Consider the following 17,259-nt stretch of genomic DNA (forward strand, 5'->3'; position numbering starts at 1 on the left):
TACAATCCGGTATCTTTTTTATATATGTATCATAAAACTTGCTTCAAACTGGTTTTCTGCTGTTTCAAACCGACTGGTCCCATTATATTTTTCGCAGATCTGCTGCATAGAGCGGATACCGAAAGTAAAAGATTTGATTAAGAATGAATGGATTCTTTGACTGGAAAGTCCTGGAAAAAATTATTTTTTTATAGTCAGATTTGTGATATACTTTATGTATCACTTACAGACTCCCGGGAGGAAACGACTATGCAAAATATAATTCCCGATGAAAGATATTCTGTGGCTGACGAAGCCATTTTAGGTGCTTTTTTCAAATTAGTAAAGGAAAAGAAGCCTGACAGGATCACTGTATCCGATATCACTAAAACAGCAGGTATTGCCAGAAGTACCTTTTATAATCACTATCAGGACATCCCTTCACTGATTTCTGCAGTTGAAGATAAAACGATTCATGATGTTTTTTCCATGATGGAAAATTTCCAGCCAAAAAATGACCGGGACATCTGCAGTTCCTATTTTCTGACCCTGTGTCGCTACACTATGGAAAATCCTTTTCTGTCCGGGCTTTTGAGCACACCTCATGGGAATGACCTGTTTGAAAAAATGCTGACTATGCTCCATCATTATGTCACAGAGACTACATCTAATTCCAGGCCTGACAGACATACAAAGGAAGAAGTTTCCTATGTGATCACCTGTGCCATTGGCAGTACCATCGGCGTTCTCCACAAATGGAGCCGGGATAATTTTAATCTGGCACCTGAAGTGATCGCTGATATTCTGTCAGAGATTTTTTTATCCGGTATGCTTCCGCTTTTATCCTAAATTGTGTCTGAAAAATCATTCCCGATATCTGACGCAGGATTTCACGCTCTGATGAGCTGAATCAATATGCATTATTTACAAGGATTGCTATAAGCCTCTGTCTTATTCCAGAGGCTCGTCAATCAGGACATCCTGTCTCCTGATTTTCTTTGTAGTGTTGCGGATAAACGGATTTTTGCGTACAACCAGTCCTGTGATACGGCGATAGGTTGGCTGATTTTTGTTATATTCATCCAGAAATGCCTGAAGCTGTGCCTGAATTGCCTCTGCATCCAATGCTTTCGCTTCCACAACAGCCTGCTCCGGATAGATACGGGCGGTCAGTCCATTGTCCTCACCTGTCACGATCACTTCACCTACCAGCGGATTAAGAGCCAGTTTATTCTCAAGTTCCTCCGGAGATACATTTTCACCATTGGACAGGATGATCAGGTTCTTCACTCGTCCATTGATAAACAGATAACCGTCTTCATCCATATATCCCTTGTCACCGGTATGCAGCCATCCATCCTTTAAGGTCTCTGCTGTCTCATCAGGCATCTGATAATATCCCTTCATAACGCTGCTTCCCTTTACCAGGATCTCACCGTTTTCAAATCTGATTTCTACATTTTCAAGTGGTTTTCCGATAGAACCCTTTTTATGGTTTTCCGGTGTATTGTTGCTGATAACAGGGGAACACTCTGACATTCCATAGCCTTCCAGTACTTCAACGCCATATTCTGCAAAACGATCAATATAGTACGGATCCAGATGTGCACCGCCTGTAAAAATAATGCGCAGTTTTCCGCCAAATACCTTTTCTGCCAGAACCGCCTTCGGGATTGACGGATCAGCAGCAGCCAGTCTCTTATAAATCGTCTCGATCATCATTGGAACCATAAGCATAATATCCGGTTTGAAAATACTCATATTTCTTACCATATGGAGCAGGGAATCATTGATGCAAAGAGTTGCACCCAGAGAGAATCCCTTCAGCCAGTCCATAACCAGGCAGAATGCATGATGGATTGGAAGTACACTGAGCATGGCAGTTCCCGGTTCTGCTGTGATCTTTACTGCCTCAACATTGGAAGCCAGATTGTTCTGTGTCAGCATAACACCCTTGCTCTTTCCTGTTGTTCCGGAAGTAAAAATAATGGTCGCAATATCCTCTGCATCCGGGCAGACAGAATCTGCTGATGCGCTCTTTCCTGCATTTCGAAGTTCACCAATACCATATACCTTTGCCGGTGCATCTTCTACCTCTTCCTGAAGCATCCACACCTTCTGAAGTTTTGGGCAGTTTCCAAGAAATGCATCCAGATATGGTCTAAGCTTCGGACTTAAGAAAAGAGCTACAGAATCAGAACGGTTAAGCAGGTCGATCAGATCCTCGCAGGGAAGTGCTGCATCCAGCGGTACTGCTGTGGTACATCCTGTGATGATTCCCAGGTAACTTTCCATCCACTCTACAGAACTGGTTCCAATCAGTGCAATGTGTTTTCCCTCAAAGCCTTCTGCAAGAAGACCTTTTCTGGTAAAAACTACATTTTCCATCAGTTCACCATAGCTTCTTTCCATGATTTCCTTTTTGTTGAGCCATTTTACTGCTTTTACTTCATCAAATTTACGTGCACTTTCTTCTAATATATTTCTGATCAGCATCTCTGTTCCCCCATTATTTTCTGAACTGTTCAAGTTATGGATATTCCGTCAGGTACAAAATATCTCTGACCCTGACATCTTTACAAGTTTTACTTCAAAAAGATTACTGAAGTTCTTCCAGCAGATTTAAAGCTTCGCCAAGAGTTGTGATCTTCAGCACTTCACTCTCGTCAAGTTCGAGATCAAAGGTATCCTCAAGCTCACCTAAAAAGGACATAAAATCCAGAGAACTGAAACCCAGATCCTCGCGAAATTTCATCTCATTATTCATTTCTTCCGGTGCTACCTTGCTGTACTGTGCTACGATATTTTTAAATTCCATTTCCTGATTCATTACATTTCCTCCTGCTTATTTGTTCTGTTATCCTTATCGTCTATACTGTTCAATATTCTTAATAATCAAGCGGATATTTGAGTTCCACTTCGCTACGTAACTTTACACCAAATAACTGCTCCGCAGTTTGATTCAGTTAAACCAGTTCCATTATTTCGCCGATGCTCATATCCGGCTCTGCGATTCCCTTGAAAAGAATACGCATCATATAATAATAGAGCAGTTCCATATCGTGTTCTTCCAGATGAGCAGTCTGGTAATGATAGGAGAAGTTCATACCTCCATCCTCTGTATGGGATACGGTCAGATACATCTTCTTGGTGGCTGCACCGTTTGCAAACCATTTTGCATGCTGACGGATGGTTCCAAGCATCTCATTCTCCACCTTCACAGTCATTGGCTGATAAGTCAGATAACAGCTCTCATATCCTGTATGCTCCGGTGTATTGTATCTCTTTCTCATCTCATCCATAATAAGTGCCGGATCGTAATTACTGTGCATGTAGATACGATTCTGCATATTCTGGATCTCATAAGCAGCAGAAAGGAAATCTGTCTCCGGTGCGATCACTGTTCTGCAAGGGAACATGATAGTTCTGCTTCCTCCTGAAGTCCACTCATCATGAGTAGAACGTCTGGATATAAAGTTCTGGATAGTGATATCTTCCTGTCCGTTATTCACTTTTGACAGATAAGTACGGATACCAAGCAGAAGAAGATTTGTCATGGACAGCTGATGGTTCATACAAAAATCAATCAGATTTTTAGTTGGTTCCGGCTCCAGATAATAATCCTTAACTGCTACAAACAGATCCTTCATCTCAATGTCAGAAGAACGAAGTCCGGGATTTCCATGACGTTTTCTCGCTTCCTCCAGTACGGACGGTCCCTGAATATCAGAATACAGAGGTTCGCCCAGTGCATCCAGCTGGTCATCCCAGAATTTCTTATCTTTTGCAAAACGTTTCTCGTTGCCTGCTTTTGCCAGGTCTTTTTTCAGTACTGTCTCAAAATCTGCCAGTTCCTGCGGATAGGCTGTTCCATATTTATAATAGGTATATAATTGAAACAGATCACCGATCATTACTACCAGACCACAGGAATCGATCAGTCTGTGATCCATATGTACAAAGAAACCATTATATCCTTCCGGCAGCTTCAGCATAGTAAACTCGCACATGGGAATGTCATCACCGTCAAAGGTTTCGTATGCCCACTGTTGCATCAGCTCGTCTGCTTTTGCAAGGCTTCCCATTCCTGACAGATCCTTGAATCCGATATCCCTTGGATCCTGTTTTACAAGGTACTGCTGTACATTTCCGTCTTTATCAGGCTTTGTAAAACGGATTCTAGTGCATCCGGAACGTTCTGTTTCCATCTGAATGCATTTTTTTAATAATCCAAAATCCAGTTCAGCCTGTACAGATGCCACAACACTGACACCGGATACCTGCTGTGTACCGTAATCCATGATCCAGTTGTGGTGCATTTTCTGTGCTGCTGTTAAAGGATAGTAGTTTGTCATACTTTATTTAACCTCCATCGCCCGGTTTCTCTTTTCCCGGATACAAAAACATTACATATTTTTTTCAGTAGCTTACCGTTAGTTCAAAAACGATGTACTGACAGCTACAACATTACTTTTTTTATTACGCAACAAAAAATAGCACAGATTTTTTCCAAATACCAGTACTCTCAGGACTTAATGAACACTTTACATAAAATTGACCGGGACTTATCATACATTTAACAAAACGTATCTGATAAGTCCCGGTCGGGGATTATTGTCATTCGTAATCACCTTTGGCGGTGGAAAACAGTCACATTATTTTTCAGAATTACTACCATCATATTTCTCAAAAAACTCCATCACTGTACACTGATACAGTTCCGAATCTGCATAGGCACTGCACAGATGCCTTGCTTCCGGTACAATGACCAGTTCTTTTGGTGCTTTGCACAGCATATAGTTCTGAAATGAATTATTCGGATACACATAGGTATCTTTCTCTCCATGAAAGAAAAGGACAGGTCTTGTATTCCTTTTCATAGCTTCTGTGGTATCTGCATCTTTCATACGAAATCCTGCCACAAAATGGCACAGCCAGTCCATTTCCTTCAAAAGCAAAGGGATATAATGCAGATGAAACCAGTTGTCAGCCATATCCCGCATCTGTCTTTCCATAGACTGGAATCCACAGTCTGCGATCAGTCCCTTCACTTCTGGCGGAAGCCAGTAGCCGGATGCCATCAATACAGCAGATGCCCCCATAGACTGTCCATACAGATAGATTGGAAGCTTCTCCTTATTTCGCTCGGACACATAAATTGCCCACCGCTGTACATCCCATTTTTCCTTTGCTCCAAAGGTGATATATTTTCCTTCACTTTCTCCACAGCAACGCTGTTCCATAAACAAAAGATTGCACTGGCGCTCGTGGAGATATTTTGCCATAAATGACAGGGAACCAAATCTGCTGCCCCGATAGCCATGGCTTAATATGACAAATCTCTTTGCATTCTCTGCAGGCAGATAGAATCCATGGAGTTTTAATCCATCCACACTCCGGATATAGCAGTCCTGCATCTTCTGAGCCTCGCACCATGCCCTGCTCTCCTCATATTCCTTTGCATATCCGTTTCTGGGATGATTATCCCGTATATGGGATAATTCAAACCATTTCTTTCTTTCCTTTTTCCTTCCCCCTCTTTTGCAACAGACCACCATGTTAAAAAAGCGCCAGCCAATCTCCATAATCCCTGAGAAAAAAAGTAATACTACTGCTGACAACTTACAAATTTTTTTCTTCATCTCATTTTCTTTCTATAAATTTTGTCATAAACTCTTCATATCCACAAGGTTTTCCCCAGAAATATCCCTGGGTAAATTCCGGGCACAGCTTTCGGATTTTGAGCCATTCCTGAGCATTTTCCACGCCTTCGATACAAATCTTCATATCCAGATTATGGGTCATGGTACAAAACTGATTCAGCAGATAATATTCCTGTTTATCTGCAACTGCTTTGGCAGTGAAAGAGCGGTCGATCTTAATGATCTCCGGTTTCAGTTCGCTGAGATAATGGAAATTCGAGTATCCGGTTCCAAAATCATCCAGTGCAAGACTGATTCCCATCCGCTTCAGTTCTGTAAGAAAATGCTTCTCATTTATATTTTGTTCCAGAAGGTCACTCTCTGTCAATTCCACGATCAAGGCTTCCAACGGCAGCCCGGCTCTTTTCATTTCCCCACTGATATCCTGGATCACATCAGACTTGGATGCCTGAACCTGAGAAATATTAATACTTACTCTGAACTCTGGAATTACTTTCCTGATTTCACTGCATTTTCCCATAACCTCCCTCATCATCCATCGGCCAGCAGGAATAATAAGTCCTGTTTCTTCCAGAATCGGAATAAACTCTGCCGGTGAAACCATTCCAAATTTTTCAGAAGTAAAACGCATTAAAGCTTCTGCTCCATAAGACACCTTTTTATCTTCAGCAAATACAGGCTGATAAAAAGCCCTAAAGCCTCGGAAGCCATTGTTCACAGCTTCTCTCAGTTCCTGGGTAATCTCCCTCTTCCTAAGAAATCTTCTGTAGGTTTCCTCATTAAATATATAGCAACGGTTTCTTCCCAGCTTCTTCGCTTCATTCAAAGCGAAATCTGTCAGCTTCAGGGCTTCTGAATACTGATTCCCCTTTAATGCCGCAAATGGCACAATTCCTCCTGAAACCGTATACATGACCTTAAACTCATTAGATTCAATGAATCTGTCTATTTCATTTCTCACTTTATCATAAAGTTTATCTGCATCCTTCACCTCGTCAGAAGAAACATCCAGAATCAGAAATTCATCTGCCACAAGCTTGTACACTTTCTGTGCTTCTGATATGCAGCCGGAAATACAATCTGCTGTTTTTCTAAGTACAAAATCACCGTACTCCTGTCCGAAGTTATCATTGATTTCCTTAAAATGATCGATTCCTATACGAAGCAGATATCCTGTTTCCAAAGGAGTATCCTGTTGATCCATATACTGCCGCAATCCAGTCTCTCCTAATAACCCGCTTACATTATCTGCCTTCTGTCTTTCTCCAATCTCATTGATACAACCGATCATATAAAGAGGTTTCGTATTATCATCCCGGACCAGATATCCTTTGCAATGAATCCAGACCGGCATTTTTTTCAGATCCAGCCATCGATATTCCATACTATGGATACAACGGTCTGTTTTAAGAAGATCATCAAATTCCTCTTTCAGTTTTTCATAATCAGGTTCATATACAAATTCTTTATGGTTTGAAATCACATTATGAAAACTATTTTTCGGAATACAGAAACGGTCAAGAGCCTGGTTTGCTATGTAATAAAAATCTGTCCGAAAATCAATCACATACGGGTAACTATCTGTAGTTGGACTCAGAAGATCGATCACGCTGCAAAGTTCATACACTGACATACTCTGATACTTTTTCTCCTGCAGGATCACCTCATCTGTGATCTCCTCTGTGGAATGCTTTTCCATGCGGGAAAGCAAGTGACTCGGATCAGTTGACCCCGCAATCTTCTTCCTGCGCTTCTGACGATACAGCATGGTATCGCTTCGTCTTACAATATCTTTAAAGTCAAAATCTATATCCGGCTGATAATAAGCGTATCCTGCTGATATACTAAGCGGATACTCCAGCTTGTGTGTTTCTGCGGTTTTCTTCAAAATCAGCTCCAGTGTCTTCAGCCGTTCCGGAATCATATCTTTCTCATCGCTGTGATATACATATGCAAACTCATCGCCGCCAATTCTAAAACAGTTCTTTACATTCTGAAATGCCTGACTGATACACTGATAACACAGCTTCAGTGCCTCGTCTCCCTTTTCATGTCCAAAATCATCATTGATTACTTTCAGGTTATCCAGATCAAAAAGCACTACACCTGTGGTGCGCAGTTTAATTTCACCTTCATCCAGATATTTCACCATATCCTCGTAAGCATTTCGGTTCATGGCCTCTGTGAGCATATCCATATTGGCTATTTTCTGCAGATAGATCACCTTTTGTTTCTGGATATATTGATCGTAATATTGAGAAACCTGGATCCAGATCAGCATAATGATAAACAGCATGGTTCCTGTAGAAAGCAAAATGGATGTCTGTTGAAATCTTCTTAAATAATAAAGAAACATTTCTGCCATTCCAAATCCCATGGCTACGTACATAGGATACTGGAATTTTTGGGCTACATCGTTTCCTGCTTTTCTGACTTCGTAAAGAATGATCACAACTGTGTAAACCGCATTTGCAACCATAATAACATGAGTTACAGAAAGTAACCGGAACATATCAATAATTCCTGTACACTGAAGCAAAACATCGACTGCCATATTTGCAAGATAAAGAATGGAAAAAATCAATGCTCCTTTATGGTACTTGCTTTTACAGATATCATATAACAGGAAATTAAATGGCACCGGGAAAAGAAAAAGTGAAAAATAATCCACAAAATATAAGGTTCTTCCATCCGGGATCAAAAACTGCAGAAAGCCACATTGTACCAGTGTCCATACTGCGACCAGCAATGAGAAAAATCCAAGGTTTAAAAAAATCTCAATTTTCGCTTCTGTCTTGTCGCTTCTTTTTCTTTGCGCTGCTCCACAATAGAGAATCAGGCAGATAACAGCGGCAAACAAAATTCCACAGCTGATTACCAGATTTCCGAGACTGTCTGTTAATATTTTCAGAATACAATCGCCTCGTGTTCCGTATACAAGACTGACTTTATTTCCATAATAGCCCTCATATACCGGAATAATTCTGACCTCCAGGCTTTTGCCTGCACTATCTCCCGGAATATCCACAATATGCCAGCAGCTTCCCGGTGACTTCATAAAGTCCGGGGCATCCGCTTCATTTCCGTATTCGTATATTTTTTCTCCATCCAGCCAAACTTCTGCAATGGTGTGGGTGGTTTTAAATAAAATCGATCTGGGAATATCGAAGTCTTCAGGCAGAGCAATATTCTCTGATTTGATTTCTCCTTCTGCCAGTTCTTTTGTTTCGCACTGGATCGTATTATCCCAGAACAATTTTTCCCTGGTCGTACTCTGGCTGAAAATCCAACCTGAAAAACAGATGGCAAACAGCCAAAACACGAACATAGTAATCCATAATCTTTTTTCTATTTTCATAGTCTCTCCTTTAGAGTGTATGTCAAGCGGATATTCATAAAACACACCTGATTGCTATGGTTATTTTGTATTTCATTTGTATTCTATTTTTTCATACTTCATATTATCCTCAATTTATTAACAATATACCTCTTCACTGTGTTTCATCTTTATCATTGTATCACAGATTTCTGAATAAATGTTAGTGTTTTTAACACTTTCTATGTTATAAAACCACAAAATTTTAGAGCAGAAATGGTTTTCACGAATAATCGCTTCAGACATTTCTGCTCTACTTATTCCCGGATATCACTTCTTCCGGACTATATATATCGACTCTTAACTTAAAGGCGCCTTCCAAGTCTTCCCTTAAAATCTGCGTAACCAAACTCTGTAAGCCGTAACATAGTGTTGTCAGCGCGTCTGAGCCAGATATCCGGCAGTGGCATTCCATTAAATGTATTATTCTTACAGGTAGTATAAATGGCCATATCTCCAAACATAAGAAGATCTCCATATTGGGGGATCTGTCTGAATTTGTAATCTCCGATCACATCTCCTGACAGACAGGTTGGTCCTCCAAGCCGAACCGTAATCCCCTCTTCTTCCAGTTCATCTGTGCCAAGTAATGGCGGGCGATAAGGCATTTCCAGTACGTCCGGCATATGACAGGCTGCACTGGCATCTACAATTGCAATCTGTGTCTCTCCATTTTTCAGAATATCCAGTACACTGGTCAGGAAAAATCCAGCATTTAATGCCCACGCTTCTCCTGGTTCCAGATAAACTTCCACATTCCAGTCATTCTTTGCTGCCTGAATACATCGTTCCAGTCGTTCAATGTCATACCCTGGTCTTGTAATATGATGACCACCGCCAAAATTAATCCACTTCACCTGAGAAGCCAGATCACCGAAATGCTTCTTTACAGAGACAAGTGTTATCTCCAGATCATCAGAATCCTGTTCACAGAGAGTATGAAAATGAATACCATCCAGCAAATCCAGAAGCTCTGGATTTTTCCCAATTGCTTCATCCCACTGAGCTCTTGTTGTACCCATACGGCTTCCCGGTGCACAGGGATCATAAATCTCGTGTCCTTCCTGGGTAGAACATTCCGGATTGATCCGAAGTCCCACACTCTTTCCTGCTTCCTTTGCCATCAGTCCAAACCGAAGAAGCTGAGACGGAGAATTAAACACAATGTGATCTGCATAACGAAGCAATTCTTCAAATTCATCTGCCCGATAGCCGGCGCAGAATACGTGGACTTCCTTTCCAGGCATTTCTTCTGCACCCAGCCTTGCCTCAAACAGTCCGCTGGCCTCTGTACCTGCAAGATATGGCTCTAAAAAGTCATAACAGTCATAGTTACTGAACGCTTTCTGCGCCAGAAGCATCCTACATCCTGTTCGTTCAGCCACTTCACCGAAAAGCTTTGCGTTTTTTATAAGTGCATTTTCATCCAGGATATAGCAGGGAGTTTTTATATTCCTAAATTCCGGCGGAATGACTCCGCCGGTGGCTGTAAATGGTGCTCTTTTATCCAGTTTTTCCATTAATCTACCAGCTCCGGATCATGGCTTTCGCTGCGTGGCAGACCGTAACGGTCAAGTGCTTCCAGGAACGGATCCGGATCAAATTCTTCTACTGTATACACACCCGGTCTGATCCATTTTCCGGTCAACATCATAAGTGCACCGCACATTGCCGGAACACCTGTTGTATAACTGATTGCCTGACTTCCAACCTCATGATAGCATTCCTGATGATCGCATACATTATAAATATAATATGTTTTTTCTTTTCCATCCTTTACGCCTGTAAAAATACAGCCAATGTTTGTTTTACCTTTTGTACGCGGTCCAAGACTTGCAGGATCCGGAAGCAGTGCTTTCAGGAACTGAATCGGAACAATTTCCTGTCCATTATACTGGATCGGTGTTGTAGAAAGCATTCCCACATCCTCAAGACAACGCATATGATCCAGATAACTCTGTCCAAAAGTCATAAAGAAACGAATCCTTTTTACACCTGGGATTGTTTTTGCCAGAGACTCGATTTCCTCATGGTGAAGCAGGTACATATCCTTATCTCCCACCTGGTCAAACTTATATTCTCTCTTAATGGCCATCGGCGGGATTTCCACCCAGTGTCCGTTTTCCCAGTAGCTTCCCGGTGCACTTACTTCACGGAGATTGATTTCCGGATTAAAGTTTGTAGCAAATGCATATCCATGATCTCCGCCATTGCAGTCCAGAATATCAATAGTATCAATCTGGTCAAATTCATGCTTTAATGCATGGGCACAGTATGCCTGTGTAACACCCGGATCGAATCCACAGCCAAGTAAAGCTGTAAGACCTGCATCCTCAAATTTTTTGCGATATGCCCACTGCCAGGAGTAATCAAAGTAAGCGGAAAAGCCCTCTTCTTTACAACGTTTCTCATAAATAGCACGCCACTGTGGATCATCCGTATCTTCCGGTTCATAGTTTGCGGTATCCATATAGTTTACACCACAGGCCAGACATGCATCCATGATCGTCAGATCCTGATATGGAAGTGCAATGTTCATTACCAGATCCGGCTTATAATCATTGATCAGTTCGATCAGCTGATCCACATCATCCGCGTCAACCTTGGCTGTGGTAAGAACTGTCTTTGTCTTTCCCCTTAATTTTTCTGCAAGCGCATCACATTTTTCCTTTGTACGGCTTGCAATACATAATTCTGTAAATACCTCATCTGCCTGACAACATTTCTGGATTGCTACACTGGCTACTCCTCCGCAGCCGATCACAAGTACTCTGCTCATAACTTTTTCTCCTTTTTCCTTATATATAACCGTTGCTTCAACAGTTTTTTATAGTGTTTATATTATCTGTGTCCTTCAAATTTATTTTGTAATTGCCAGAAGCAGTTCCCGCAGTACCTTACATGCTGTTGCAGTGGAAACACCACTTGCATCCAGCATAGGTGCCAGTTCATTCACATCTGCACCTACCACATTGGTCTGAGAAACTGTCTGTATTGCTTCCAGAAGTTCCAGGAAGGTCACACCTCCTGCTTCCGGAGTTCCTGTTCCCGGAAATGCTGACGGATCCAGACAGTCCAGATCAATTGTAAAATATACCGGAACCTTTTTTTCTTTCAGTTCTCTGACTGTCTCTTTCAGTCCGTCAAAAGTAAAGGGATGAAAATCTGTATGCTTCGCAGCAAACTGAAATTCTTCTCTCTCCCCACTTCTGATGCAGAACTGATGGATACGGTTATCTCCCAGAAGATCATGGCATCTTCGTAGCACACAGGCATGACTTAGCCTGGCTCCCAGATAATCGTCTCTTAAATCTGCATGTGCATCAAAATGTATGATATGAAGGTCCGGATATTTATTAAATACAGCACGTACCGCTGCTAATGTTACCAGATGTTCCCCTCCCAGAAGCACCGGGATTTTTTCTGCTTTCAATATTTCCTCTGCCCGCTTTTCAATGTCTGAAAGAGCCATTTCACTGCTTCCGAAACAAAGCTCCAGATCACCGCTGTCAAATACTCTGATATCCATAAGATCTCTGTCCTGGTATGGACTGTAGGTTTCCAGTCCGAAGCTCTCATGACGCATGGCAGACGGGCCAAACCTGGCACCTGGACGAAAGCTTGTTGTGGAATCAAAGGGAGCACCATAAAGAACAACAGATGCTTCCTCGAAACTGCTTTCACAGCCGATAAAGGTTTCTACATTAGACTGAATCATAAGTTATCCCTCCACTTCCTTCAGCATATCTTCCAGAAATGCAGGAAGATAGAATGCTCCCTTATGGAGTCTTGTTGTATAGTAACGTGTGCGGAGATTTAATGCATTCCATGCTTCCGGGTCCAGATCATCAACAGGATGATATTTTTTACTCGCGAATCCAAATAACCAGTAACCTGCGGCAAATGTAGGGATATGTGCCTGATAAACACGACTGATCTGAAAAGTACTGGCAATTTTCTTATGACTGCGTTGCATTGCATGTGCATCTTCTGTATAAAATGGACTTCCCTGCTGGTTGACCATAATTCCATCATCTTTTAATGCATTATAACAATTTCCGTAAAATTCACGGGTAAACAGTCCCTCAGAAGGGCCAAAAGGATCAGAAGAATCCACAATAATAAGGTCATATTTTCCCTCACATCGCCGGATAAATTTCAGCGCATTTTCGTAATGAAGATGTACTCTTCTGTCATCCAGTCTGCATGCATTTTCCGGAAGATATGCACGACAGGCTTCCACAACCAGAGGATCCATTTCTACCAGATCAATATGTCTGACTCTGTCATATCTGGTCAGTTCACGGACAACACCGCCATCTCCTGCACCGATCACAAGAATATCCCTTGCTTCTTTGTGAACTGCCATGGGCACATGGGTGATCATCTCATCATAAATAAATTCATCTCTCTCTGTGAGCATTACATTTCCATCCAGAGTCAGCACACGTCCAAATTCAGGTGTTTCAAAAATATCAATCCTCTGATAATCACTCTGCTTAGAATAAAGCTGACGGTTTACCCGGATACTATGCTTCACATCCGGTGTATGAAATTCTGAAAACCACATTTCCATTGTCTTTACCTCCCTGCCAGAACATTCAGTCTCAAAATATCCGGATCTTCAGGTCCTGTCATATTGCAGCCCTTTGCTTTGGCATATTCAATATAATCCAGGATTTCTGCTGTAATCCTCTCTCCAGGTGCAAGAATGGGAATCCCAGGCGGATAACACATCACAAATTCACTGCAGACCTTCCCTTCAGTCTCCCGGAGAGGCAGGCTGCATTTGTCTGCATAAAAAGCTTCCTGTGGACTGGTCACCACTTGGGGATCAATATATTCCTGGCTCAACAGCCCGGAGCCATCTGTCTGAAAACGTCTGCGGATTTCAGCAAGTGCACTTACAAGCCGCTCCACCTCCTGGGCACGGTCACCAATGGAAAGATAGGCCAGAATGTTTCCAATATCACCAAATTCTATCTGGATGTCATATTCATCCCGCAAGATATCATAAACCTCGATGCCTGCAAGTCCGATGTCCAGTGTATGTACACTTAATTTCGTAATGTCAAAATCAAAGACTGAATTTCCATTGACCAGTTCTTTTCCAAATGCATAATAACCGCCAATGGCATTAATTTCCTCTCTTGCATATTCTGCCATATCTGCTACCTGATGAAAAATCTGGCGGCCTCTCTGTGCAAGATTTCTTCTTGAAATATCAAGGCTGGACATCAGAAGATAGCTTCCTGATGTTGTCTGCGTCAGATTAATGATCTGGCGAACATATCCTGCGTGTACAGCCGGTCCTGTAAGGAGAAGGCTTGACTGTGTAAGGCTTCCACCGCTCTTGTGCATGGATACAGATGCCATGTCTGCACCTGCTGCCATAGCAGAAACCGGAAGACCACCACCAAAATAAAAATGAGTTCCATGGGCTTCATCTGCCAGACACAGCATTCCTGCATCATGTGCCATCTTAACGATCGCACGTAAATCACTGCATATTCCATAATAGGTTGGATTATTTACCAGTACTGCAACTGCTTTGGGATGCTCTTTTATGGCCTTCTCAACCTGTTCCCTGCGCATTCCAAGAGAGATTCCAAGTCTCTGATCCACTTCCGGATTTACATAAACAGGGATCGCACCGCACAAAACAAGGGCATTTAAAACGCTCCTGTGAACATTACGGGGCAGTATGATCTCATCTCCCCGTTTACAGGCAGTCAATACCATTGTCTGAACAGAACTTGTTGTGCCTCCTACCATCAGAAATGCATGTGCTGCCCCAAAAGCATCTGCTGCCAGCTCTTCCGCTTCCCGTATTACAGATACAGGATGACAGAGATTGTCCAGTGGTTTCATGCTGTTAACATCCACACCTACACATTTTTGTCCCAGGAATTCTGTCAATTCCGGATTACCTCTTCCGCGTTTATGACCCGGCACATCAAATGGTACCACTCTCATTCGTCGGAAAGTCTCCAGAGCTTCATGTATGGGTGCATGATTCTGGTTTAATTTAAAACGACTTCCTTTCATCATTCCTCCATTTCCAGTTTCCTTTGCTTCAACCCCCAATCAGCAATTCCACAGACTGAACAAAACAAAAAAACGCAGGTAGGGCACTTAGCCACAAACCTGCGTTTTGATCTGTATCTATATGTTTTATCAACAAGCATAAAAAAGCAGATAACACTTTCTTTCAGCATCATAAATAAAACTTCTGGATCATGCGTGTCAGAGTCTATATAGCAATTATACTTTTACTACTCTTATTGACCGTTTCACAAGTCTGCGCGTCCGGCGCATCACGGTTATCAAAGGAACCTACTTATAAAATTTGAGCTTCTAACTCAATCAATAAGGTAACCAAAGTTACCATAATCGGCAGTGGACCCGGCTGTCCGTATGGCCTTAACCCTCCCGGGTGGTCCAAAACAATTGCTTTGAAAAGACTCTGTCTGTTACTCTGCATCTTCGTCTTTCAAAATCGCGTTTATCATAACATGTAAAAAACATACTGTCAATAATGCACAGTTAAAATAATTGATAAAATTATGTAAAATTTATCTGCTATTTTTCGAATTGACATCCTGAATTCCAGTTTTCCCAAGATTAAACGCTTTCCAGCATAATCCGCAGAATTTCTTTATCTGTTTCTTTCATTCCTTCTTTGCCGATCTGGCCTACGCAGCTGATGGTTTCGCCGGCTTCTTCCTTGAGGATTCCGGTGTATGGCGCATAGGACTGACCGTTCATAGCAAGATGATGTGCCAGGAATGCAGCATCAAGACTGGCGGCAATTTTCGCTGCACAGGATATTTTCGCTCCATCACAGATGATTCCCGGAATATTGGCAAGCGTATTCTCTATGGTCTTCTTGATCACAGAAAGTTCGCCACCGCCCATGTAAGTAATTCCGGCACCGGCTGCACAGGATGCGGATACTGCACCGCAAAATGCAGAAAGTTTACCTATATACTGTTTCTGATATACAGTTAGAAGGTTAGAAAATACCAGTGCGCGGTACAGTACATAGTCCGGAAGTTCCATTTCTCTGGCATACACGATCAGAGGTACAGAACAGGCAATTCCCTGGTTTCCGCTGCCTGAGTTGATGACTACCGGCATGTCACATCCGCCCATTCTGGCTTCGGAAGCTGCGGCTGTGAGACTGCGCATTTTTGTGAGCATATCATTGGAATAGGTTTCACGGATGATCCGGCCAATTCCAAGACCGTATTTACCAGTCATTCCTTCATGGGCGATTGCCATATTGCTGCGGATCTGATTTTCTATAATTTCTTTGACATCATCAAGTTCTACAGTATCTGCAAATGTTTTAATATCTTCCAGATTGAGCAGAGTTCTGTCTGCTGCAGCTGGAGTTTCACCGGATTTATGATCTGAATCCAGCAGGACTTCCTGGTTCTTTACAATTTTGGTTACATTTATATGATCGTATTTGATTTCCAGACTTACTGTGTCATCTCCAGCCTGCATTTCTATAATAAAGTGCAGGACTACCGGGGAGTCCAGAAGTTCTACTTTGCATATCTTTTTGTCCAAAAGTTCACAACATCTCTTTCTTCCGGATTCATTTACCTTCGAAAGAACTTCCATATTCAGGGATGGGTCTCCGGCTACTGCACCAAGTACTACACCTGCTTCAATTCCAGTTAATCCGCCGGAGTTTGGAATAATAACACAACGGACATTTTTTATAATGTTTCCACTACATTTTGCGGTGATATGTTCCGGTTCTTTTCCCAGAACTTCTCGTGCTCTGGCTGCTCCATATGCCAGTGCGATCGGCTCTGTACATCCCATGGCGGGAATCATTTCTTCTTTCAGAATGCCTATGTAATTCTGATATACTCTCTCATCTAACATTGTGCTGATGTCTCCTGTTCATTTTTAATATTTAGTGAATTAAAAACTTTATCCTCACACGACTGAAGTCGCGTGCTTCCAGACGCTTTAGGCGTCAGACTAAATATCGGCGGATACGCCTGTAACTTAGGCCAGCGCAGTTATGCGCATTTTTCCATGCCAGATATGGCAGGTTCCCACATTGCAGGTAGTCCGCTGTATATCTGCCTGCATTTATGCTGCCTTTAAGATTTCCATTTGTAAATGAAGTTCTTTCAGATCTGCATAAACACATGAGGTTCTACGCTTTACCGGAGGGACTTTTGCCTCCAGCAAAGACCTTTCCGTTACCGGAAGGGA

12 protein-coding genes are annotated in these 17,259 nt (G+C 42.2%); 1 reads left to right on the forward strand and 11 read right to left on the reverse strand.

The annotated features are described in order from the left end of the window. Positions 1-249 precede the first annotated feature (249 nt). Positions 250-828, forward strand: a complete 579-nt coding sequence (locus KQI87_RS06940; RefSeq protein ID WP_216459539.1) for a TetR/AcrR family transcriptional regulator — start codon at positions 250-252, stop codon at positions 826-828. Between the two features lie 102 nt (positions 829-930). Here the strand turns inward: KQI87_RS06940 and KQI87_RS06945 are convergent, their stop codons facing one another. The 11 genes from KQI87_RS06945 to KQI87_RS06995 all read right to left on the reverse strand — a co-directional run bounded on the left by KQI87_RS06945 (position 931) and on the right by KQI87_RS06995 (position 16,920). Continuing rightward, positions 931-2,475, reverse strand: a complete 1,545-nt coding sequence (locus KQI87_RS06945; RefSeq protein WP_216459540.1) for an AMP-binding protein — start codon at positions 2,473-2,475, stop codon at positions 931-933. 103 nt (positions 2,476-2,578) lie between these two features. Next, a complete protein-coding gene (locus KQI87_RS06950) occupies positions 2,579-2,809 on the reverse strand; it encodes an acyl carrier protein (RefSeq protein WP_118630463.1) in 231 nt (76 codons plus the stop codon). 136 nt (positions 2,810-2,945) lie between these two features. Continuing rightward, positions 2,946-4,334 carry a condensation domain-containing protein gene (locus KQI87_RS06955; protein WP_118611177.1) on the reverse strand — a complete coding sequence of 463 codons (1,389 nt, stop codon included), beginning with the start codon at positions 4,332-4,334 and terminating at the stop codon, positions 2,946-2,948. A 300-nt stretch (positions 4,335-4,634) separates the two neighbouring features. After that, positions 4,635-5,621 (reverse strand): alpha/beta hydrolase, encoded by a 987-nt coding sequence (locus tag KQI87_RS06960; protein WP_216459541.1) that lies wholly within the window; start codon positions 5,619-5,621, stop codon positions 4,635-4,637. Between the two features lies 1 nt (position 5,622). After that, entirely contained in the window at positions 5,623-9,000 is a 3,378-nt protein-coding gene (locus tag KQI87_RS06965; protein ID WP_216459542.1) for a bifunctional diguanylate cyclase/phosphodiesterase, read from the reverse strand. Between the two features lie 323 nt (positions 9,001-9,323). Then, a complete protein-coding gene (locus tag KQI87_RS06970; RefSeq protein ID WP_216459543.1) occupies positions 9,324-10,538 on the reverse strand; it encodes a carboxynorspermidine decarboxylase in 1,215 nt (404 codons plus the stop codon). Further along, positions 10,538-11,797, reverse strand: a complete 1,260-nt coding sequence (locus KQI87_RS06975) for a saccharopine dehydrogenase family protein (protein ID WP_117845464.1) — start codon at positions 11,795-11,797, stop codon at positions 10,538-10,540. Before KQI87_RS06975 ends, KQI87_RS06970 begins: the two co-directional genes overlap by 1 nt. An 81-nt stretch (positions 11,798-11,878) precedes the next feature. Further along, positions 11,879-12,736: an agmatinase gene (gene speB, locus KQI87_RS06980; RefSeq protein WP_216459544.1), complete on the reverse strand. Its 858-nt coding sequence runs from the start codon at positions 12,734-12,736 to the stop codon at positions 11,879-11,881. Positions 12,737-12,739: 3 nt separating this feature from the next. Next, complete coding sequence (speE, locus tag KQI87_RS06985) at positions 12,740-13,594, reverse strand: polyamine aminopropyltransferase (RefSeq protein WP_019162638.1); 855 nt, start codon at positions 13,592-13,594, stop codon at positions 12,740-12,742. Between the two features lie 5 nt (positions 13,595-13,599). After that, positions 13,600-15,069 carry an aminotransferase class I/II-fold pyridoxal phosphate-dependent enzyme gene (locus KQI87_RS06990; RefSeq protein ID WP_026077052.1) on the reverse strand — a complete coding sequence of 490 codons (1,470 nt, stop codon included), beginning with the start codon at positions 15,067-15,069 and terminating at the stop codon, positions 13,600-13,602. A gap of 573 nt (positions 15,070-15,642) precedes the next feature. Continuing rightward, the gene (locus KQI87_RS06995) at positions 15,643-16,920 is read right to left on the reverse strand and encodes an L-cysteine desulfidase family protein (RefSeq protein WP_216459545.1); all 1,278 of its coding nucleotides are present in this window, start codon (positions 16,918-16,920) and stop codon (positions 15,643-15,645) included. Positions 16,921-17,259: the final 339 nt, after the last annotated feature.

The sequence above is a fragment of the Blautia sp. MSJ-9 genome (genome assembly GCF_018919065.1).
GTDB lineage: Bacteria > Bacillota > Clostridia > Lachnospirales > Lachnospiraceae > Blautia_A.